Origin of the sequence: Flavobacterium sp., assembly GCF_046293665.1 — a bacterium.
Lineage (GTDB): Bacteria > Bacteroidota > Bacteroidia > Flavobacteriales > Flavobacteriaceae > Flavobacterium.
Window position 1 is genome coordinate 83,216 of sequence record NZ_JBKBOL010000012.1, and the last position, 21,523, is coordinate 104,738.

At 37.2% G+C, this 21,523-nt stretch carries 19 protein-coding genes; 9 read left to right on the forward strand and 10 right to left on the reverse strand.

Annotated features, from left to right (window positions below):
• Positions 1–17: 17 nt before the first annotated feature.
• The 10 genes from ACK4R1_RS14215 to ACK4R1_RS14260 all read right to left on the reverse strand — a co-directional run bounded on the left by ACK4R1_RS14215 (position 18) and on the right by ACK4R1_RS14260 (position 13,048).
• The gene (locus ACK4R1_RS14215; protein ID WP_409688465.1) at positions 18–746 is read right to left on the reverse strand and encodes a methyltransferase domain-containing protein; all 729 of its coding nucleotides are present in this window, start codon (positions 744–746) and stop codon (positions 18–20) included.
• Positions 747–1,877: an NAD(P)/FAD-dependent oxidoreductase gene (locus ACK4R1_RS14220; RefSeq protein WP_409688468.1), complete on the reverse strand. Its 1,131-nt coding sequence runs from the start codon at positions 1,875–1,877 to the stop codon at positions 747–749.
• A gap of 114 nt (positions 1,878–1,991) precedes the next feature.
• Positions 1,992–3,899 carry an acetate--CoA ligase gene (acs, locus tag ACK4R1_RS14225; RefSeq protein ID WP_409688471.1) on the reverse strand — a complete coding sequence of 636 codons (1,908 nt, stop codon included), beginning with the start codon at positions 3,897–3,899 and terminating at the stop codon, positions 1,992–1,994.
• A 176-nt stretch (positions 3,900–4,075) separates the two neighbouring features.
• On the reverse strand, positions 4,076–5,971 hold the full coding sequence (locus tag ACK4R1_RS14230) for an acetate--CoA ligase (protein WP_409688475.1): 1,896 nt from the start codon (positions 5,969–5,971) through the stop codon (positions 4,076–4,078).
• Positions 5,972–6,051: 80 nt separating this feature from the next.
• Positions 6,052–6,417 carry a response regulator transcription factor gene (locus ACK4R1_RS14235; RefSeq protein ID WP_409688478.1) on the reverse strand — a complete coding sequence of 122 codons (366 nt, stop codon included), beginning with the start codon at positions 6,415–6,417 and terminating at the stop codon, positions 6,052–6,054.
• A complete protein-coding gene (locus tag ACK4R1_RS14240; RefSeq protein WP_409688481.1) occupies positions 6,414–9,107 on the reverse strand; it encodes an ATP-binding protein in 2,694 nt (897 codons plus the stop codon). Before ACK4R1_RS14240 ends, ACK4R1_RS14235 begins: the two co-directional genes overlap by 4 nt.
• A gap of 263 nt (positions 9,108–9,370) precedes the next feature.
• Positions 9,371–9,586 (reverse strand): DUF6814 family protein, encoded by a 216-nt coding sequence (locus tag ACK4R1_RS14245; RefSeq protein WP_409688484.1) that lies wholly within the window; start codon positions 9,584–9,586, stop codon positions 9,371–9,373.
• An 11-nt stretch (positions 9,587–9,597) separates the two neighbouring features.
• Positions 9,598–11,136 (reverse strand): MFS transporter, encoded by a 1,539-nt coding sequence (locus tag ACK4R1_RS14250; RefSeq protein ID WP_409688487.1) that lies wholly within the window; start codon positions 11,134–11,136, stop codon positions 9,598–9,600.
• Positions 11,137–11,153: 17 nt separating this feature from the next.
• Positions 11,154–12,530, reverse strand: a complete 1,377-nt coding sequence (locus tag ACK4R1_RS14255) for a porin (protein WP_409688490.1) — start codon at positions 12,528–12,530, stop codon at positions 11,154–11,156.
• A 98-nt stretch (positions 12,531–12,628) separates the two neighbouring features.
• Positions 12,629–13,048: a helix-turn-helix domain-containing protein gene (locus ACK4R1_RS14260; protein WP_409688493.1), complete on the reverse strand. Its 420-nt coding sequence runs from the start codon at positions 13,046–13,048 to the stop codon at positions 12,629–12,631.
• 538 nt (positions 13,049–13,586) lie between these two features.
• Here ACK4R1_RS14260 and xerA point away from each other — a divergent pair.
• From xerA to ACK4R1_RS14305, 9 genes are all read left to right on the forward strand, one after another.
• The gene (gene xerA, locus ACK4R1_RS14265; protein WP_409688496.1) at positions 13,587–14,630 is read left to right on the forward strand and encodes a site-specific tyrosine recombinase/integron integrase; all 1,044 of its coding nucleotides are present in this window, start codon (positions 13,587–13,589) and stop codon (positions 14,628–14,630) included.
• A gap of 152 nt (positions 14,631–14,782) precedes the next feature.
• Positions 14,783–15,148 (forward strand): hypothetical protein, encoded by a 366-nt coding sequence (locus ACK4R1_RS14270; protein WP_409688499.1) that lies wholly within the window; start codon positions 14,783–14,785, stop codon positions 15,146–15,148.
• Positions 15,149–15,343: 195 nt separating this feature from the next.
• On the forward strand, positions 15,344–15,643 hold the full coding sequence (locus ACK4R1_RS14275) for a hypothetical protein (RefSeq protein ID WP_409688502.1): 300 nt from the start codon (positions 15,344–15,346) through the stop codon (positions 15,641–15,643).
• A 232-nt stretch (positions 15,644–15,875) separates the two neighbouring features.
• The gene (locus ACK4R1_RS14280) at positions 15,876–16,256 is read left to right on the forward strand and encodes a hypothetical protein (protein ID WP_409688505.1); all 381 of its coding nucleotides are present in this window, start codon (positions 15,876–15,878) and stop codon (positions 16,254–16,256) included.
• A gap of 148 nt (positions 16,257–16,404) precedes the next feature.
• On the forward strand, positions 16,405–17,007 hold the full coding sequence (locus tag ACK4R1_RS14285; RefSeq protein ID WP_409688508.1) for a hypothetical protein: 603 nt from the start codon (positions 16,405–16,407) through the stop codon (positions 17,005–17,007).
• Positions 17,008–17,187: 180 nt separating this feature from the next.
• Positions 17,188–17,706: a hypothetical protein gene (locus ACK4R1_RS14290; protein ID WP_409688510.1), complete on the forward strand. Its 519-nt coding sequence runs from the start codon at positions 17,188–17,190 to the stop codon at positions 17,704–17,706.
• Between the two features lie 420 nt (positions 17,707–18,126).
• Complete coding sequence (locus tag ACK4R1_RS14295) at positions 18,127–18,453, forward strand: DUF6660 family protein (RefSeq protein WP_409688512.1); 327 nt, start codon at positions 18,127–18,129, stop codon at positions 18,451–18,453.
• A gap of 85 nt (positions 18,454–18,538) precedes the next feature.
• The gene (locus ACK4R1_RS14300; protein WP_409688515.1) at positions 18,539–20,506 is read left to right on the forward strand and encodes a TonB-dependent receptor plug domain-containing protein; all 1,968 of its coding nucleotides are present in this window, start codon (positions 18,539–18,541) and stop codon (positions 20,504–20,506) included.
• Positions 20,507–20,623: 117 nt separating this feature from the next.
• Positions 20,624–21,355: a hypothetical protein gene (locus ACK4R1_RS14305; RefSeq protein ID WP_409688518.1), complete on the forward strand. Its 732-nt coding sequence runs from the start codon at positions 20,624–20,626 to the stop codon at positions 21,353–21,355.
• Positions 21,356–21,523 lie beyond the last annotated feature (168 nt).

Genomic DNA, 21,523 nt, shown 5'->3' on the forward strand with positions numbered 1-21,523 from the left:
GCTTTAGGCAATAGGCATTATGCTTTAGGCGATTCTGCTTTTTGAATAATCCATTGGTAGCGGAACGCCCATTTCCATTGGATGGTATATTTTTTTAGTTGTAATTGTTTTGAATAATTTTCTAATTCGTTTTTTTTAAAACCACGTAAGATGGAAACCAAACCATCTTCTCTTGACATGTCATTCAACTGAAAAACGGAGCATAAAGTTTGGAATAATCTATAAGCAATCGCACTTCGGTGTAAATCATTAATTACGATTCCGATACTTGCATTTTGATACAAAACTTTCATTAAGCTCAAAATTTCTTCGTCTTTGAAATGGTGTAAAGTCAGTGTGCACAAAACAATATCATATGGCAACGATTTGAATTCGGCGTCAAAAATATCTTCACAGCGGTAACTGATATTTTCATACGCTTTTGACAAGGTTTCTGCATGATTAACGGTAAACGCATTGGCATCAATTCCGATTAAATTGAACTTATAATTATTCTTTTTTCCATAATCTGCCAGAGCTCGCAACATATCGCCATTGCCACAACCAATATCAACAATCGTTATCGTTTTGCTTTTTGAAACGCCTTTCAGCAATTGTTGAACGCCTTGTAAAGTTAGTTGGTTACCTCCTAAAAACCGATTAATCTTGGCAATTTTATCCAATGCATCACGCAAGATTTCGCCTTCTAAGGCAAAGTCGTCCATGATTTCGGGTTCGTTGGTTCGGTTTTTAGTGTTAATCCTCATTTAGGCAGAAATAGTTATCGGTTTACCATGTGTTTTTTTGATAATCATGGGCAACAAAAAAGGCGCTATCATCACTATACGAAATGCGATATTGGAAAGTTTAGGTTTCAAGAGTATATTGGCTAATAATCTACCGGTTCTTAATCTATTTTTGAAATTTTTATTCCACTGTTGGGTATAAATTTGTTCCAATGTTGCTCTGCTTTTTATCTTTTCTTTTGAAAAATTATTGATTACTTCAGCGGCTATTTTGGCACTGTGAATCGCCATTGCCATTCCATTTCCACACAACGGATGAATTAAACCGGCGGTGTCGCCTATCATTAAAATGTGGTTTTCTACCGGTTGTTTTTGTTCAAATGAAATTTGGCTGATGGTTAACGGTTTATCGAAAAGCAGTTGCGTATTTTGAAAAATGTGTTTTAAGTGCAGATTTTGCTCTATAACTTCCCTTTGGTACACTGCACTATCCTTGTGTTTTTTGAAGGTTTCATAGCTAGCCAAATAACAAATATTGATTCGGTTATTTTCCACTTTAGAAACGCCGCAATAACCACCATTGAAATTGTACAAACCCACAACATCATCAGGAAAATTTCCCTCGTAATGCGCTTTAATCGCTAACCAAGGTGATTTTTTTTGGATAAAATTTCGGTTCAATTGGATGTCGATATTGGACCGTTTGCCAAAAGCACCAAGAACAATTTTAGATTTAATAATTGTTTCTTTTGAAGTAGTAACAGTGAAAACATCATCGGTAAAATTTATGTTTTCTACACTTTCTTGAATCATTTCACAACCATCAGCTGTTGCTCTTTGGAACAAGAAATAATCTAAAGCATATCGGCTTACGCCAAATCCGCCTAAAGGCAAATCAGTATTTATTGTTTTTCCGGAAATAGTGGAGAATTGTAGTTTGTTGATGTGTGTTGGTTTCAAATCTTCCACAGCAATGTTTAACCATTGAAAATAAGGCAAGACTTCGTTAGAAATGTATTCACCGCAGACTTTGTGCTTCGGATAGCTGTTTTTCTCAATCAAAATAACCGGAATATCCAGCTTTCTCAAGTGAATTGCCGCCGTTAAGCCTGCCAAACCTCCGCCAATAATAACTACTTTATTCTCATTCATAACAAAGTAAATTTAGCGAAATGATTGCAAGTATTGTTATATAATTCTGTTAAAGTGTTTTGGATTGAAAGAGAATAAAAAAACGCCAACTCGATTTGAATTGGCGTCTTACTTTTATAGTTTTCCTTCTTTAATCTCTTCGACTATTTCCGGATTCAAGAGCGTTGATATATCGCCAAAGTTAGCATAATCACCTTCGGCTATTTTTCTTAAAATACGACGCATTATTTTTCCTGAACGTGTTTTAGGCAAGCCCGAAACGAATTGGATTTTGTCTAATTTGGCAATCGGTCCAATTTGGTTAGAGATTAACTCATTGATTTCTCTACTCAAATTGTCTTGGTTACGGCTTTCCCCTGATTCTTTTAAGATTACAAAACCGTAAAGTGCATTGCCTTTAATATCATGAGGGAAACCAACGATTGCACTTTCTGCTACAGCCGGATGCTCGTTGATAGCATCTTCAATTGGTGCGGTTCCTAAGTTGTGTCCTGAAACGATAATCACATCATCAACTCTTCCGGTAATTCTGTAATACCCAACCTCATCTCGCAAAGCACCATCGCCTGTAAAATATTTACCTGGAAAAGCGGTAAAATAAGTTTCTTTATAACGTTGGTGATCGCCCCAAATGGTTCTCGCAATGGATGGCCATGGGAATTTGATACACAAACTTCCGGTGACTTGGTTGCCTTCGATTTCGTTGCGCAATTCATCCATCAAAACGGGTTGGATTCCCGGTAATGGTAGCGAAGCATATGTTGGTTTTGTTGGAGTTACAAAGGGTATCGGCGAAATCATAATGCCACCGGTTTCAGTTTGCCACCAAGTATCTACCAGTGGACAACGTTTTCCGCCCACGTGATCATTGTACCAATGCCAAGCTTCTTCATTGATAGGTTCACCAACAGAACCAATGACTTTTAGGGAACTCAAAGGATATTTCTGAACGTAATCCAAACTCTCTTTCGCTAAAGCTCTAATGGCGGTTGGAGCCGTATAGAATTGAGTTACTTTGTGTTTTTCAATCACTTCCCAAAAACGACTGAAGTTAGGATAAGATGGAACACCTTCAAAAATTACGGTAGTAGCTCCGTTTAATAATGGTCCGTAAAGGATATACGAATGTCCTGTAATCCAACCGATATCGGCGGTACACCAATAGACATCGTTTTCTTCGTAGTTGAAAATATTTTTAAAAGTATAGGCGGTATACACCATATAACCTGCGGTGGTATGAACCATTCCTTTAGGTTTTCCGGTCGAGCCCGAAGTATAAAGGATAAACAACGGATCTTCGGCATCCATGATTTCGGCTACGTTATTCGGAATGGCTTCATCTAAAAGCGGTTGCAACCAATAGTCACGACCTTCTTTCATAGTCACGGCTGTGTTGGTTCTTTTCACTACGAATACTTTTTCAACAGTTGGGCATTTTTCCAAAGCTTCATCAACAATACCTTTCAAATCAATCGACTTGTTGCCACGATAACTTCCGTCTGAGGTAATAACTATTTTACATTCGCAGTCATTGATACGAGCGGCCACTGCCGAAGCGGAAAAACCGGCAAAAACAACCGAGTGAATCGCACCGATTCGGGCACAAGCTAAAACGGCAACGGCTAATTCAGGAATCATTGGTAAATAAATACAAACTCTATCGCCTTTTTGCACGCCTTGTTCTCGCAAAACGTTGGCTAACTTGGCTACGCGGGCATACAATTCGTTATAAGAAATGTGCTGAGCTTCTTCATCCGGATTATTGGGTTCAAAAATGATAGCGGTTTTATCGCCTCTTCGGGCTAAATGTCTGTCGATACAGTTTTTAGTGATATTGACTTTGGCATCCACAAACCATTTGAACTTGGCCTGTTGGAAATCAAATTCGAAAACTTTCTCCCATTTTTGGTACCAAGTAAAATGTTCATCGGCAATCTTATCCCAGAACTTACGTGGTTCCCGGATAGATTTTTTATACATTTTGAAATAGTGCTCCAGATTATCTATTTTGTAATAACTCATTGTAAATCTACTTTATTATCGTTTTGTTTTGTAAATATAAATATTCTATTGGTGTAGTGTGCAATTTTCTTGCTAAATAAGTATAGGTAAGAATATTGAATAAAGAGAATAGAATATAGACAGGACATGTTGAAAGAAAAAGCCTCTATTTTCTTTGTTCTATACTCTATTTTCTTTTACTTAAAACTCCCAATCTTGGCCAATTCCAAGACTTCTCTCACCTCGTCAATAATCGCTTCATCGTCGATGGTTGACGGAATTTGGAAATTTTCTCCGTCGGCTATGCTTCTCAATAGTTTTCGAAGAATTTTGCCCGACCGGGTTTTGGGCAAACGATTCACCACAACCACATCTCTCAAAGAAGCGACAGCTCCGATTTGTTCCCGAACTAATTTCACTACTTCGTGTTGTAACTGAAAATGTTCAATTTCTTCACCCAATTTAGTTACGACCAATGCCAACGGAATTTGTCCTTTTAATTCATCATTTATTCCAATGACAGCGCATTCGGCTACGGAATGATGGGAAGCAACAATTTCTTCCATTTCGGCGGTGGACAAACGGTGACCGGCTACGTTAATTACATCGTCAACTCGACCCGTGATGTAGATATAATCATTTTCGTCTTTATAACCGCCATCACCTGAGAAATAATAGCCGGGAAACTTGTTCAAATAGCCGGCCTGAAAACGCTCATTGTCATTCCAGATGTCTAATAAAGTTCCCGGTGGCAATGGCAATTTGATAACGACATAACCTTCTTCATTTGGCCCTAACTCTAGACCATTCTCGCCTAAAATCATAATGTTATAACCTGAAACCGCTTTACCTGAAGAACCCGGTTTAATTGGTAAATATTCAACACCCATCATATTGGCAATCATTGGCCAACCCGACTCGGTTTGCCACCAATGGTCGATGGCCGGAATCGGAATATGCTCACGATACCATTCTAAGGTTGCCACATCGCAACGTTCGCCGGCTAAGAATTGAGTTCGCAAACTCGACAAATCGTATTGTTTAATGAATTCGCCGTTCGGATCTTCTTTTTTGATGGCTCGAATGGCGGTTGGCGCGGTAAACATCACACTAACTTTATGCTCAGCAATCACACGCCAAAAAGTACTCGCATCAGGTGTTTTGATGGGTTTGCCTTCGAAAACTATCGTAGTATTTCTGTTGAATAATGGTCCGTAAACTATAAAGCTGTGACCCACAACCCAACCCACATCCGAAGCAGCCCAAAACACTTCTCCGGGTTTCACGCCGTAGATTTTTTGCATCGAAAATTTAAGTGCCACGGCATAACCACCCGTATCGCGAACGATTCCTTTTGGTTTTCCTGTCGTGCCCGAAGTATATAAAACATACAACGGATGCGTAGTTTCTACCGGAACGCAATCAGCTTCTTCTGAACCATATACTAAAGCATCGTAATCGACGTCGTATTTCTTAAACGGAATTCTGGCGCCTAACTTCCGGTTGAGCACTACTACCTTTTTGGGTTTATGCTCGGCCAATTCGATGGCTTCATCTACTAAGGGTTTATAGGCGATTAATCTATCGATTTCAATTCCCGAAGATGCGGTAATGATTACTCTGGGTTTACAATCATCAATTCTGATAGCCAATTCATGTGGCGCGAAACCTCCAAAAACTACAGAATGTGTTACTCCTATTCGGGCGCAAGCTAACATAGCGAATGTCGCTTGTGGAATCATAGGCATGTAAATGATAGCGGTATGTCCTTTTTTCAATCCTAAAGACAATAAACCACCGGCCAATCTTGCCACTTCTGATTTGACTTCGTTATAAGTATATTTTTTTACGGTTTGGGTTACCGGCGAATCGTAAATGATGGCAATTTGGTCACCAAAACCATCAATAATGTGTTTGTCTAAAGCCAAATAACAAGCGTTCAGGCTGCCGTCTTTGTACCACAGCGGATAACCGGTTTCGTCTTGAGAAAGAATGCTTTGCGGTTTGGTAAACCAATCGATTTCATTGGCTTGTTCGGCCCAGAATTGTTCCGAATTTTGGATACTTTGGTTGTATAATTCTTGGTATTTCATGGTTGGTTATAAATGTAGTTATGGTATCCTTTTCGTTTGAAAAAGACAAAATTTTGTTCAATAAAAAGTGATTAAGTTTTTTAGCTTTCCAGTAATTCGTTGACTTGTTCGACTACTTTTTTAATGGAAAAAGGCTTGGTTAAATAGGCATCGGCACCGAGTGCCATTCCTTTTTCGATATCGCTTTCTTTGTTTTTGGCGGAGAGAAAAATCACTTTGCAGTGGTTGAGTTGGTCGTTTTTCTTAATCTGTTCCAAAGTTTCAAATCCGTCTACCAAAGGCATCATGATATCGAGGATGATAATATCGGGAAACTGGTTTTTTAAAATATCCAAAGCTTCCTGACCGTCGCGGGCAATAAACACTTCAAAGTTGTTCTTTTTGAAGGTGTATTCCAACGACATTACTATGTTGGGTTCGTCGTCTACAATTAAAATCTTTTTCATGGATGCTGTTTTTTGGGTAATGTAAAAGTCAAACACGCGCCGCCGGTGGCATTATTGGTGGCCCAAATTTTCCCTTTATGGTGTTCGATAATTTGTTTGCAAATCGCCAATCCTAATCCGCTACCAATAGGCTTTTTGAAATTCTGATTGGTCGATTGATAGAACTTGTCAAATATATTTTCAAAATCATTCGGTGCAATGCCTTTGCCGTTATCGCTTACTTCCACTTGAACATAATCGTGTTTGTCATAAACCGCTAAAGTAATTAACCCATTGTTTTCCGGACAAAACTTAATCGCATTTGAAACTAAATTAGTCACCACTTGCACCATTCGGTCTTCATCAAAATCGGCTTTCAAGTTACTGTTGCCTTCTACGTGGACATGAATATACTTGTTGTTGATGAGTTGTTGCAAAGGTTCAATCGCATTTTCAATCGTTTCCAAAACCTTGTGTGTAGCAAAGTTAACTTTTTGTCGACCGGTTTCAAACTTTTCTAAGTCGAGAATTTTATCAATCAAACGGTTCAATCTATCGGATTCGGAAATGATGTTTTGCAAAAACTGTTTGCGCAGTTCTTCCGGAATTTCGTCATCGTCGTATAAAATCTCGCTCGAAGCTCTGATGGCTGTAATTGGTGTTCGCAATTCGTGGGTTACTGTATCGAGAAACTCATCTTTTTGCTTGTCTTTTTCCATCAAAGAAACGTTGGCTTCATGAAGTTTGGCCGAAATTTCTTTGAGTTCATTGGAGGTTTCGGTCAGCTTTTTATTGATAATAATATTCTCTTTGGATTCTTCTAAAATCTTCAATACTTCGGGTAAAGTTATCTTCTCTTCTTTGACTACGCTTGAGATTAAGATTTTGGCGGAAGCCGTACCGATATGTCCGGTCAAAAGGTTTTCGGAGAATTTAATCAAACGCGCATCGGCTAACTCTTCATCTTTATCAACGTTGTATTTTAGGTTGAAGATGTTCATGGCGCGCTTGGTTCGTTCTTCGCCTAAGAATTTAATCAAGACTTTCTCGATATCAGTTCGGTAGGCCGTTCCTTTCCATACGAATGCATTTTCGTGCATGGTGATGTATTTGTTGATATCGAGGAACATTTCGGCATAGTTTCGTTCGCGGTAATTGCCTTTGAAACTCACTGAAACAGCGATGTAAATCATGAAGTTGAACAACAAACTCCAGAACAAAGCATGTGGCACGGGTTGCAAATAATTGAGACCGAAAAGTTGTAAAGGTTTTAGCAATTCAATACCAAATAAACCTTCGGTAATAAAAGAAGTATCTGATGAAGTTATGCCCAAAGCGTAAGGCACCAACAATGTGTACAAGCAAATGATAAAGCCTACAATTAAGCCTGAAACCGCTCCGGTACGTGAACCTCTTCGCCAAAATAAAGCGCCGAAAAACGAAGGTGCCAATTGGGCTATAATCACAAAAGCCACTAAACCGATGGAGAACAAACTGTAATCTAAAGCGAAATAGCGATAGAGAAAATAGGCAATGATGATCAGCGAGAAAATCCCAATTTTACGAATGTTGACAATCTTTTTGTTGATGGTAGATTGCTCGTTGTTTTTAAGTCTTCCTAACAAACCATAAGGAATGATTAAGTTGTTACTCACCATGGTTGACAATCCGATAGAAGAAACGACTATCATCGAAATCGCTGCGGAAAATCCACCCAAGAAAACCATTACTGTTAGCGTCTTATTATTAAAAAACTGCGGAATTAGTAACGAATACGTATCTGAATTCACACTTTGCCCATCGAATAAAATATTGCCACCCCAAGCGATCGGATACACGAAAATATTGAACAACAACAAATACAACGGAAACAACCAAACAGCAGTGTTCACGTGATTTTCTCTGGTATTTTCAATCACCGAAACCTGAAACTGTCGCGGTAGCAAAAAGATAGCAAACAAAGAAAGGATACAAAGAAAAAACCAGTTGATGGCTTGTGGCAATCCGCCGATGGTATTCTTTTCACGGAAGTTTTCTAACAGCGAAGCTTTAGCATAAATATCATCAAAACCATCGAAAACAAAGAACGTCACATATACGCCGATGATGATGAAAAACACCAATTTCAATACGCTTTCCAATGCAACTGCGGTTACTATTCCTTTTCGCTTTTCGGAAGCATCTACATATCGCGTACCGTAAATTGAGGCAAATATCGCCAAAGCAAAAGCGACGTAAGTTGTGCTGTCATCAAAGATGTTTGAGCTCGATTCGGTTTGGGTAACGATGTGAAAAGTTTCTGAAATTGCTTTGAGTTGTAAACCGATGTAAGGCAAAATGCCAAACAAGCAAACGATAGTCACGACAGCACCTAAAAAACGGCTGTTGCCATAACGAAGTGAAATAAAATCGGCTATACTGGAGACTTTATTGACTCTTGAAATGCGGATAATTTTCTTCAAAATAATCATCCACGCCGGAATGATGATAATTGGTCCGAGATACACCGGAAGGTAATTTAGTCCGGAATTAGCAGCCACACCAATACTGCCGTAATACGTCCATGCCGTACAATAAACTGCCAAAGAAAGCGAGTAGATATAGGGATTGTTTGTCCATTTAGAGCTTCCTTTTTTCTCTGCCCAATGGGCAATGAAGAAAAGAATCCCTAAGTAAAGGGCTAATATGATTAATAATACTATACTATTCATGGTAGCGCTTTATGATGAGAAACGACAACAAAATGGAAAACAACCACACCGAAAAAATATAAATATAGATAACGGGAAAACCCAGAAAACTATCGGCACTATCAAACAGCAACAATATCGGAAGATTCAATCCGATAAGTAGTATCATGGAGATGATGACTAATTTTTGTTGGTGACGTTGTTTCATTTGTTTTTTGATAATATAAAAAGCCAAAAGCCCTTAACGAATTAAGAGCTTGAGGCAACCAATTAACTATTTAATTTTAATCTTCATATTCATCAGTTAAGGCATACCAACCGAAGATGGTTAACCCGGTTACAATCAAAGGTAATAATATGAAAAATATAATTATCCCGAAAACTAAATCGTCTTGTTTTCCTGAGGTTAATTTCCCTCCGAAAATACCAATTGCGTAGTAAGCCACAGCCACGGCTAAGGCTATCCAAACTATTCCTAAAAATTTCTTTATTGTATTCATAGTCTTTAATTTTAGTCGTGAAGTGTATTAATTTTTCTGTCGATGTAAATCATTCCGATGACAAAACATACGGCAGCGATTCCAATTGGATACCACAAACCTTCGAGGTAAAACTCGACATCACCTGCTTCTTTGGATTGGGTTACAAAGTAAGTTGAAATGGCCGGCAGCAATCCACCAAATATACCATTTCCAACGTGATAAGGCAACGACATCGATGTATATCTGATCTTTACCGGGAACATTTCTACTAAGAAAGCCGCGATTGGACCGTAAACCATCGTTACAAATATTACTTGGATAAATACCATGAAGATTAAGAACCAGCGGTCGGAACTGTTGATGGTTTTGGTGACTTTGGTTTCGATTCTGTCTTTGCCTTTGTCATCTACCATTAGTTTACCTGCTTCGAAATGTAGGGTTTTGATTTCCTCTACTTTGGTACCGTCGGTGTATTCTTTTGTAGTGGTATACACTGAGTCTATTTTAGTGGCATCGATTTCTTTTAAGGATGGAACTACTTTAGTATTGGCAGCAATTTCTGTTTTCTTAGTCAAATCGGTGCTGTTGTACATCGCTCTGTATATTGGTCGGTACAAGAAAATAGCTAATAACATACCCGCCATCATGATAGATTTTCTACCCCATTTGTCACTCAGCCAACCAAAGAACACGAAAAATGGCGTGCCCAAAATTAAGGCAACTCCTAACAACATATCCACTTGTGAAGAATCAATGCTTTGTACGGTTTTCAAGAAGTTCATCGCATAGAATTGTCCGGTATACCAAACAACTCCTTGTCCCATCGTGGCTCCGAATAAAGCCAATAAGACAAATTTTAAGTTGTATTTGTTTCCGAAACTTTCTTTAAGCGGATTGGTTGATGTTTTTCCTTCCGATTTGGCTTTCGCAAAAACGGGTGATTCATCCATGTTTTTACGAATAAGGTAAGACACATAAACCATTAGGATAGAAACCCAAAACGGCACTCTCCAACCCCATTCGTCAAAGGCTTCTTTAGACAATAAGCTTTTGGTGATTAAAATTACCATTAACGAAATGAATAAACCTACAGTGGCTGTGGTTTGAATCCATGATGTCCAATAGCCTTTTTCTCCTTTAGGAGCGTGTTCTGCTACGTAAGTTGCGGCACCGCCATATTCTCCTCCAAGAGCTAATCCTTGAAGTAAACGAAGAATTAAGACTAAAATTGGTGCGGCAAAACCAATGGTTTCATAACTAGGAATACATCCGATTACGAAAGTGGCGCCACCCATTAACATTAAAGTCACCATGAAAGTGTACTTTCTTCCGATAAGGTCACCTAAACGTCCGAAGAATAAAGCTCCGAACGGACGTACTACAAAACCGGCGGCAAAAGTAGCTAATGTTGATAAGAACGCTGCGGTTGGGTTGTCGGTTGGGAAGAACTTGGTAGATAATACTACGGCTAAACTACCGAAGATGTAAAAGTCGTACCATTCGATCATGGTTCCCATGGAAGAAGCGGAAATCACTTTCCAAATTCCTTTTGTTTTTTTATTGCTCATATAATAGTTGGTTTAGATTATAAATAAATTTGAAGTTGCAACAAGAATTCTCCTTTGTAACCGTCAACTTTGTCAGCGGCGGTATAAACAGGACGTGTTGAGTATTGCGCGGTAACTTTGGCGTGATGCCCATCAATAAAGAAGTTACTTCCGATATCAAACTGGTTGCTGGCTTTTTCTAAGGCGTCAAAATTCTTGTAGGTATAAGCTGCGAATGGTTGGATGCGCACCTTTGGTTTCTCGGCTGCATTAGGCAATAACACTCCGGCTTGGGTATACCAAATGGTTCCTGTACCAATCATAGGTTGAAGGTTTCCGGCACCGGCTAAAGCTCTGTCACCTGTAAAATTGGTGTCAGCAACCCCTTCGTTCATTATTCCTAAGTTTCTTAGGTAGTTTGGTCCAAAGTCGTAATCATATAAAACACTATAGGCTGTCACGGCCATTTTATTTTCTTTCTTTCCGACAGGCATGTCTAAAAACACATCGCCTGCAAAGAGATTGGCGGCATGGGTATCAACTGATCCGTTGACAGAAGTTTTGGTAGCACTTGGCGCTGTGTAGAAACCGGCTCCTATATTGAATACTTTTTTGGTTCCCAAATAGGTTCCCACTTTGTAAGGTAATAAATTAGATTCTTTATCAAAGAGTTGGTATTCAAAATAACCTGCTTTTGACCATCTTGCATTGTTGTTATTGTCAACTGCTACAGCGTTATTAGTGTTTGTAGCATCAACCGGAACTTGGTTAGTTACAAATGGTTTGTTGATACTTAAACGGTATTCAAAACGATTGTACTTTCCTTTGGCGAATAGGCCCATTTGGCGGGCGAACTGATCGCTGTTTTCAATGGTTGGCCAGTTGAAAATTGGGGCATCAATGGCTAAATAATTTAAGGTTGAAGACATGGTCATACGAGACAAGCCCATGTAATAATGCAACCCTGCTCCTATTGACAAGCTGAAAGGCTTCTTTTCTTGCGGAAGCACTACGGCATATTCGTTCCATGCGTCGTGGAAGAAGATACCCGGTTTTTTTCCGGCACCGTAGCCACCGGTTCCTGATGAGCCTGAAGCACCACCGTTGATAAAGGTTTGGTTGTTAATACCAATGTGGGTTACGATCATGTAACGAGGGGAAATTTGGGCATAAGCTAATAAACGCAGACGACGAAGACCGATATCTTCTTGTTTAGTCACTCCCTGATCGCCTATCATTGTTCCGGGATTCATTTCGGAGGAGCGCATCCAAATTTGATTCCAAGTGATGAATCGCATGTATTTGGTTCCTTCGGGGTTCAGGTTGAATTTCATTCCTCCGCCGTAGTCTAATGACCCTTGGGAGAAAGCAAAAGCTGAACAGAGCAGAGCACTCAAAATAAAACTTTTTTTCATAATTCTTATTATTGGTTTTGGTTATGTTTTGTTCGACCAAATTCTAACAATTTGTGAATGAAAAAAATTATGATATATATTATTGTAAATAACTATAGCTAATCTTTGAAACGCTCCCATTTTATAAGCATAAACTTGTCGCCTAACTCGGTAATAATCATACCGGCACCTTTTAAAACTTCTTTGTTTTTGAGGAATTCTACTAGTTCTAAGTGGTTGTATATCTTATAGGTTGGGTGGTAATCGGTATGATTGGGTTTGGTTATCTTAAACTCCTTTACCCAATTGCTTACGGTGACGTGTGAAACGCCTATAATACGCTCAATTTCTCGGTAACTTAAGCCTTCTAGGTATAATTGCAATGCCTTGGTGACATAGTAACTGTCTATTTTTTTACCTAGTTTATTGACGGTAAAGTAATAGTTACACTTTTTACACAAAAACCTTTGTCTGTCTTTGATGACGCCGCTTTTGACTATGGCGTCGCTTTGGCATTTGGGACATGCTAAAATCTCCATATATATAAATTTTGCATAAATATACTTATTTAGCAACTATACAAAAGTGTTTTTGCTATTTTTTTTAGTGAAAAATTACACACCCTTTAATTTTATTGGGTTTTTATTGTGGAATATTTAAAATAGTTGGGAGTTGGAAGTTGGGAGTTGGGAGTTTGCTTATTGCACTTTGATAGGACGTTGATAGGATGCAGCACCTTTTAGTATTCTTTGCTATGGCTTTGCATGGCTTATCTATGACGTATATATGACGTATACATGACGCATCTATGACGCATCTATGGAGTAAGTATGGCTTTAACTGTTGGAAGTTGTGCATTAGTCTGATTTCACAAAAGACCTTTCCTAACTAGCCCCGATTGTAGAGGCTACCGTGTAGCCCGGAAAGCGGGAATAGGGATGGCAAGAATGCGCATGCCTTTCGCTTCTGATGATTTTAATTGTTTGTAAAAATTGTACGTTTTATTAGATAAATATTATTAAGTAAATGTATTTTAATCAATATTTTTCTTACTTTTATATTTTAAAAGCCAAAAAGATGGAATGGACTGCCAAAATTATTACGCATAGAGGTGAAAAGCGAATAGCGGTATTTTTTGATAGAAATGATGCTTTGATGGAGCGGATTAGAGGGATTGATGGGACAAAATGGAGCCAAACGAAAAAGGTTTGGCATTTGCCTGACCATGATGAAAATAGAAAAATGTTTGGTTTGCCGTTGCTTATTGATTCGCTTCCGAGTGAGGAAGGTGCGCGAAGTTTGGAGAATTTTAGGCGTTGGTTGCGATCGAAGCGCTATAGTGATAGTACTGTTAAGACTTATATGGAAGCGGCGCGGTCGTTTTTGGTCTTTTTTAAGCACAAATCGAGTAATAGCATTTCGAATGAGGATGTGATTTTGTATAACAATGAGTATATTTTGAAGCATGATTTATCGGCTTCTTATCAGAATCAGATTGTGAGTGCGATAAAGCTGTATTTTTCGACGGTTCAGGACAGGAAGGTTGAGATTGAGAGTATTCATAGGCCGAAACGCGAGAAGGTTTTGCCGAATGTTTTGAGTAAAGAGGAAGTGAAATTGATTTTGGAATCGCAAAATAATATGAAGCATAAGGCGATGTTGTGTTTGATTTACAGTTGTGGATTGAGACGTAGCGAATTGTTGCATTTGAAACTTTCGGATATTGATTCGAAGCGGAATATTGTGTTTATAAGACAGGCGAAGGGTAAGAAAGATAGGATTGCGCCTTTGAGTCCGAAAATTTTGGAGTTATTGCGTGATTATTACAAAGGTTATAAGCCGAAGGTTTGGCTTTTTGAAGGTCAGGTAAAAGGCGAACAGTATTCGGAGCAAACTTTGCAGACTGTTTTAAAGCAAGCGGTGCGTAAAGCCGGGATTACTAAACCGGTTACGTTGCACTGGTTGCGTCATAGTTATGCCACGCATTTGTTGGAAAGTGGTACTGATTTGAGGTATATTCAAGAGTTGTTGGGTCACAGCCGAAGTAGAACTACTGAGATATACACGCATGTGAGTACAAATAGTTTGCAACAAATAAGAAGTCCGTTTGATGATTTGTAATAATTTTAATATATTAGCCATAGTAAATAAATATTACTTCAATCATACTTATCACGCCGGAAATTGAGAGATGAATATGATTTTGTAATACATATAGACTAGTTATATGCTAGCTTTAAGGAAATTATACGATGAAGTACACATTTGTAAAATTGAAAAACGGAAATGTTGAAATTGAGCATATTCGTGAAATGGTCGCAGAAGTTGAAAAGGAAAAATTTATCTTTAAAAATTGGTTTCCGCGTCCAGGTTTAAAAGAAAAAAATACAGATTTTGTATCGAGGTTATATATTGGTCAATCATATGATAAAAATCAATTTGACCTTGTAGAAGATGGTTGGATAAATGATCATTGCGAAATTTGTATTAAAACGCTTGGAGAAGAAGAAAATGAATATGTTGAATCTTCTGGTTATTTTGATGGAGTCGATTGGATATGTAAATCATGTTTTGAAGAATTAGTTTTAGCGGAAAATTTGGAAAGCAAATTAAATGCTTTAGGGAAAGTAAAGGAATAAAAGCCAGCATATAACAGCAGTTTGTGATTATGGCTGGTTTTGGTCGTATCAGAAATGTCTCGGCTGACTGAAATTTTAGTTATATTTGAAAACGCAAGTGAGTGAAGAACGCCACAATCACAATCTGCGGCACGTTACCGCTCAGTTTTCAGCCTGTGCTAAAAAGACAAATCGAAAATCGAAGAACTAAACATTATGAAAAAAATTTTAGTGGAAATTGGAATGGAATTCCTGAATATGATATTTGGAAATGTTTACACCAAAACTGGATTGAGTTTAATGCTTTTACTTATAAGTTCAGTGCTCATTTTTGCTCCAATAACAAATGAACCGGAGAAACCTAAATGGTTTTATATAGTTGGCGCAATATTAGCTTTGATTTCGATCTTTTTAATAATTAAAAGATATTTCGAGTTAAACCAAAAATTAAAAAACAAAGAAAAAAATGTTGCCGAAAGACACGCTGAATTTATCTCCGAGAATACAGAAAATTGAATATTGAATCGGAAAAAGTTTGTGGTAAATGTTGCGTGACTTTGAAACTTAAAAAACCGAAGCGGTAACAGCCGTTTCACACAATTGCGAGTTTTGTTTAAAGTTCACGTTCACATTTCGCAATAATTTTTATCTTTAACAGAAAATAAGCTGTTCCGAAGTTCGCAACTGTGGGAATCGGCAGGACGTTGTATGCTATTTTCAGAGAAATTGTGCTAAAAAGAACGAACTTATGGAAACTAAAAACATTGAATTTACGCCGCAGAACAAAATTCATATAACTCTTAACTCTTTGATTGTTTTCGTTGAAGTTGCGATGTTAATTTCAATTCTAATTTTTTCTTTTTTTATCTTAAAAGGATTCATAATTCTTGGACATATTCCATTTTATGGAGATAAAGAAGTTATATCATACAATGGTTTCGAAAGAATTGTTGCAATGATAATGCTCTATCCAATGTTTTATGGAATATTATCATGGACATTTCTAACAGTTTGTGGATTTTTATCAAGTTACAGAAGAAAAAATAAAGAGTTACTAATTGGCCTAATTTTATGTTTATTGAATGTGTTAATTATGTTCAGTTCTCAATTTGAATGGATAATTGATTAAAAACAGCATACAACAGCGGTTTCGCGCTATTGCTAGTTTTTCTTGAATTGAACTTCTTTCTTCACGAAAATATTTTATCTTAGCAGAAAGTACGCAGTTCGCTGGAATCGCAACAGACGCGAAGCCGCGGCACGTTAGCACACATTGTATGAGAAAGTACAAAGACGACATAAAGACCATTCTTCAAGTATTAGTGTTCGGAATTATCTATCTAAGCATTTCGACCATAGACAATCCAATTGTTTCAATAATGTTTTTGGGTCTTTGGATAGGATATTTGATATATAATCTTTATTCTAAATTTCAGTATAGAAAGGGAAATGCCAACTACATTCTTTTTCCAACGGTAAACGACCAATATTCAAAAGTAACTTCAGTGATATTAGGACTCATTGTTTGTGTGTTAAGTGTCGTTGCTATCGTTTGGACAGACAATTTTAGGCACTACGCAGCATTAGGAATCTTAGTAGGTATGTTAGTCTTTTGTAATGGAATATTTGACTTACCGAAGGGAATGCTGAAAATTGAAGGCAACGAAATGACCATTGCGGGTTTAGATGGAAAGATTGACATCCGACAAGTAAAAGAACTCAATATCTACAACGACCGAATTGTAATAACCAATATCTATAATGAAAATCAACGGCTTGGAAATTTAGAAATTGACGTAGTTTCAGCCCAACGTATTGACAATTATATATTAAATAATAAGAAAGAAAACGACTTGAAAACCATAAACAACGTGTGCTAACACGGGTTTTGCGTCAGGCGGGGTGACGTGCAAACTTGAAGCTATGTGCTTCTATTCAAGTTTTGTGCAGGTTGACAGTTTTGTACTCCGAAACCCGCCCGAACGCAAAGCCCGAAAACGTTAGCACCAATTTTCCCGGACGTACGGAGAATTCAAGAAGTAATCAAAACCGAAATAAATATGAAAAAATCAATTTTACTTTTAATTGTTATATCGCTTTCGCTTTTTTCTTGTGAACAAAAGAAAACATTTACTGAACCGAATGATTTAGGAAAAGAAGTTTTTAGCTTGATTAAGGATGTAAACTCAAAATCATTTGAAGAATATAAAAAGCAAGTGATTAGTTTCGAAGAAATAAAAAGTTTGGTTAATGACGCTAATGTTCCAATTAGTGAATCATTTCGGAATGATTTAAAATCTGTAACATCTGAAAAATATGAAGAAGTAATTTTTAAAGATTATAACAGAACAAAAACTGAAGGTTTAGATTATGGAATTGACTGGAGTAAAATTACATACAGAGATTTCACATATGAATTACAGGAAGTTGATGGTGGAAAAGGACTTATTGGACGAATGTATTTCCAAAGTCAAGATGACAAAACATATTCAATTAAATGTGAAGCCTTTTTTGACGGTAAAGGTTATAGAATAATAAGAATTTTTGGAATTCAACCAAAAGAAAACGCAAATGAATAATGAATTTATCAGCTATATTATCTATTTAATTATTGCTTGGTATTTATTGGATTGGATAATCACTTTTAGTGTATATGGAAACAAAAAGAACGAAAAATATAAAGACCAGAATTTTAAAGAGTACAATATTGCCAGACATATTGTATGCGGAATTGTATTAGTTATATTTTTGATTAATTTGTTTAAGCTAAATTAAAAAAAAACTGGTGCTAACAGCAGTTTGCAACAATTGCAAGGTTTGGGCTTTCACCGAATTTTCTCTGAAAATTCAAAAAGTAGTTTTATATTTGGAATCGGCGGTGATTAATTTTGCAACTGTTGCAAGCCGCAAGACGTTATAGGCAACCCTTTTTCACGTTCAGCTTAAAAAAGACGTAACCAAAAAAACGCATTAGAAAACAGAATAATTATCTTTGTGCTATGAAAAACTTTTGGTTCCTATTTTCAATATTCTTCTTATCACTCTCGGTTTATCCCTGTAGTGAAAATGACGACTGCGAAAAAACCACAAAATCAGAAGTTGCCCAAGAGAGCAATCAAAAAAGTCAAGAAGAACAAGCCGAACATTGCACACCTTTCTGTAACTGTTCACACTGTCCAACATCTGTCTATTATATCAATATTGTTTCTCCTATTTTAAAAAAGAAAGAAATTCTATTCCAAGAAAAAAAACTTTTAAGTTTTTACACTTTCATCTACACCCAAAAAATTGCCGATAAGATTTGGCAACCGCCAAAAATTAGTTAATAAAAAAATGTGCTTCGCACAAAAACATTTACGGTGCTTCGCACCGCAAGTGTTCATCTATTTTATTCAACTAATATTTATCAAAATGACAAAATACATATTGACATTATTGATGCTATTCAGCATTAGTATTACCGCACAAGTCAAAAACGACACCATAAAAAAAGAAAAAGAACCCGAAGAACTGGAAGAAGTAAGAATCCAATCAACAAGAACAAGCAGAACAATTCGCAACACGCCCACAAGAATTGAAACCATTGATGCCGAAGAGTTAGAAGAGAAATCAAACATGAGACCATCAAATGTTTCAATGCTTCTCCATGAAAGCACAGGTTTACAAGTTCAGCAAACTTCCGCCACAAGCGGAAACGCTAGTATTCGAGTGCAAGGATTAGACGGTCGATATACCCAATTATTAAAAGACGGCTATCCAAACTTTGGCAACTTTGCAAGCGGTTTGAGCATACTCGAAATTCCACCGCTCGACCTAAAACAAGTCGAAGTAATCAAAGGTCCCGCTTCCACTCTATTTGGTGGCGGTGCAATCGCCGGTGTGGTCAACTTCGTTTCCAAAACCCCAAAAGAAGAAGCCGAATACAATTTCCTAATTAACCAATCCAACATTGGGCAAACTAACTTTGGTAGTTACGCTTCTAAGCGCAATGAAAAATTTGGTTACGCCATTTTAGGCTTATTAAATCTTCAAAAATCGTATGATGTAGACAATGACGATTTCTCCGAAATTCCAAAGGCAAACAATTTCACCATAAACCCTCGTATTTTTTATTACCCTAACGAAACAACGACCTTTATGTTAGGCAACAGTTTCACAAAAGGCACTATGAAAGGTGGTGATATGAACGTTATTGATGGAAATGCAGACTCTTTCCACACCTATTTCGAGAAAAACGAAACCCTAAGAAACACAACCACGTTTGAATTTGACAAGAAATTTGCAAAAGAAAATAGCTTTAAACTAAAGCAAAGTTTAAGTTTCTTTGATAGAAAAATCAACATCCCAAGTTATGAATTTGAAGGTTTCAACACCAATCTTTTTACCGATGCATCCTACCTTTGGAACACAAAAAACCAAACAATCATAACAGGAGTCAACATTCTATATGACAATTTCAAACAGCGCAACACCAATACACTCAATGCAAAATCATTCACATCGGGCGCATACATTCAACAAACTTGGGATATTTCAGAAAAGGTCAAACTTGAAAACGGATTAAGGATTGACAACGTCAACTATTCAAACCCTAACTTTTCAAAAAATCAAGCCTTCGTTTTACCAAAAGTTTCGGCATTATTCACATTTAACCACAAATGGAGTTCAAGAATCGGTGGCGGTTTAGGATACAAAATCCCAACAATTTTTACCGAACAAACCGAAACAATCCAATATCAAAACGTCCTTTCACTCAATAACGTTCAAGCCGAAAAAAGTATCGGAGGAACAACCGATGTTAATTTCAAAACAAACCTTTCAGACGATTTTGTTTTTAGCATCAACCAAATGTTTTTTGTAACACAAATCAACAAACCCTTGGTGCTTCAATCAGATGGCACAAACACCTTTTTTCAAAACGCAACAAAACCCGTAATCAGTAACGGATTTGAAACCAACATAAAATTTATCTTCAAAGAAGATTTAAAGTATTTCATTGGCTACACTTTTACAAATGCCAAAGCAAAATACCTCACAGCCAATCAGTTTTTGCCACTCTTACCAAAAAACAAATTGAATATGGCGTTAATTTTCGAGAAAGAACACAATTTTAAACTAGGCTTAGAAGGCTTCTTTTCCGACAATCAATTCTTATATAATGGCACAAAAACCCCAACGTTTTGGGAGTTTGGCTTTATGGCAGAAAAGACGCTTTGGAAAAATTATTCGTTCTTTATCAACTTCGAAAACTTCACAGACACTCGCCAAAGTAAATACAAACCAGTCGTAAATGGTTCACACAATAACCCAACATTTGACGACATTTGGACACATACCGAAGGATTTACAATCAACGGTGGAATAAAACTAAAACTGTAAGAATAGTTCAACCCTCTAACCTTTATAAAAATTTAAAATTTCAGGAATAAGTTTTTTCTTATTCTTGAAATTTTTTTTTATTTTTATAAGATATTAACCATAAAAACATTTTAAACTATGCCATCTACATCAGAAACAGGACACGCAAAAAACGTTGCAAATTTCCAAGATTTAATTGCATTCGTAACTGGTTATGGAGCCATCTACAACCCATCAAAAAATGCTTTAAAGTTACCACAACTCATCGCCCTTCACACATCAGCACAAGCAAACCTTGCCGATGTAGTTACAAAAAACACAACCTATAACAATACTGTTAACGAGCGCTTAAACGCTTTCAGTAATCTAAAATCATTATCAACACGTTTAGTAAACGCACTTGAAACCACAGACGCAACTCCCGAAACAATTTCAGATGCAAAAGGTTTTAATCGCAAATTACAAGGTAAAAGAGCCTCATCTACTACTGAGCCTACAGACCCAAACGCACCAGCACCAAATACAATTAGTGCAAGTCAGCAATCATACGACCAACAAATACAACATTTAGCAGGCTTAATCTCCGTTTTAAATTCAGAAGCTAGTTATTCGCCCAACGAAAACGACCTTAAAATAGCAACCCTCACCGCAAAACAAGCCGACCTAACAGCCAAAAACAATGCAGTTGCAACTTCCTATACAGGTGTGAGTAATTCAAGAATTAATAGAAACAAAACGTTATACGATGTAAACACAGGATTAGTAGACATCGCCACCGAAGTAAAGAAATACATCAAGTCATTATTTGGCGCAACAAGTCCCGAATTCGCTCAAGTAAAAGGAATAGAATTCAAGAAAGCAAAAGCATAACATCACCGCAAAAAGAATAATTGCTCCCACAAATAGACTTATTGCTTCCGCAATCATGTTTATTGTTTCTGCAATTAGATTTATTGCATCCGCAGTTAGACATATTGCTTCCGCAATTAGATTTATCCTTTCCGCGAAAAGATATATTGCTTCCGCAGTTAGATTTAT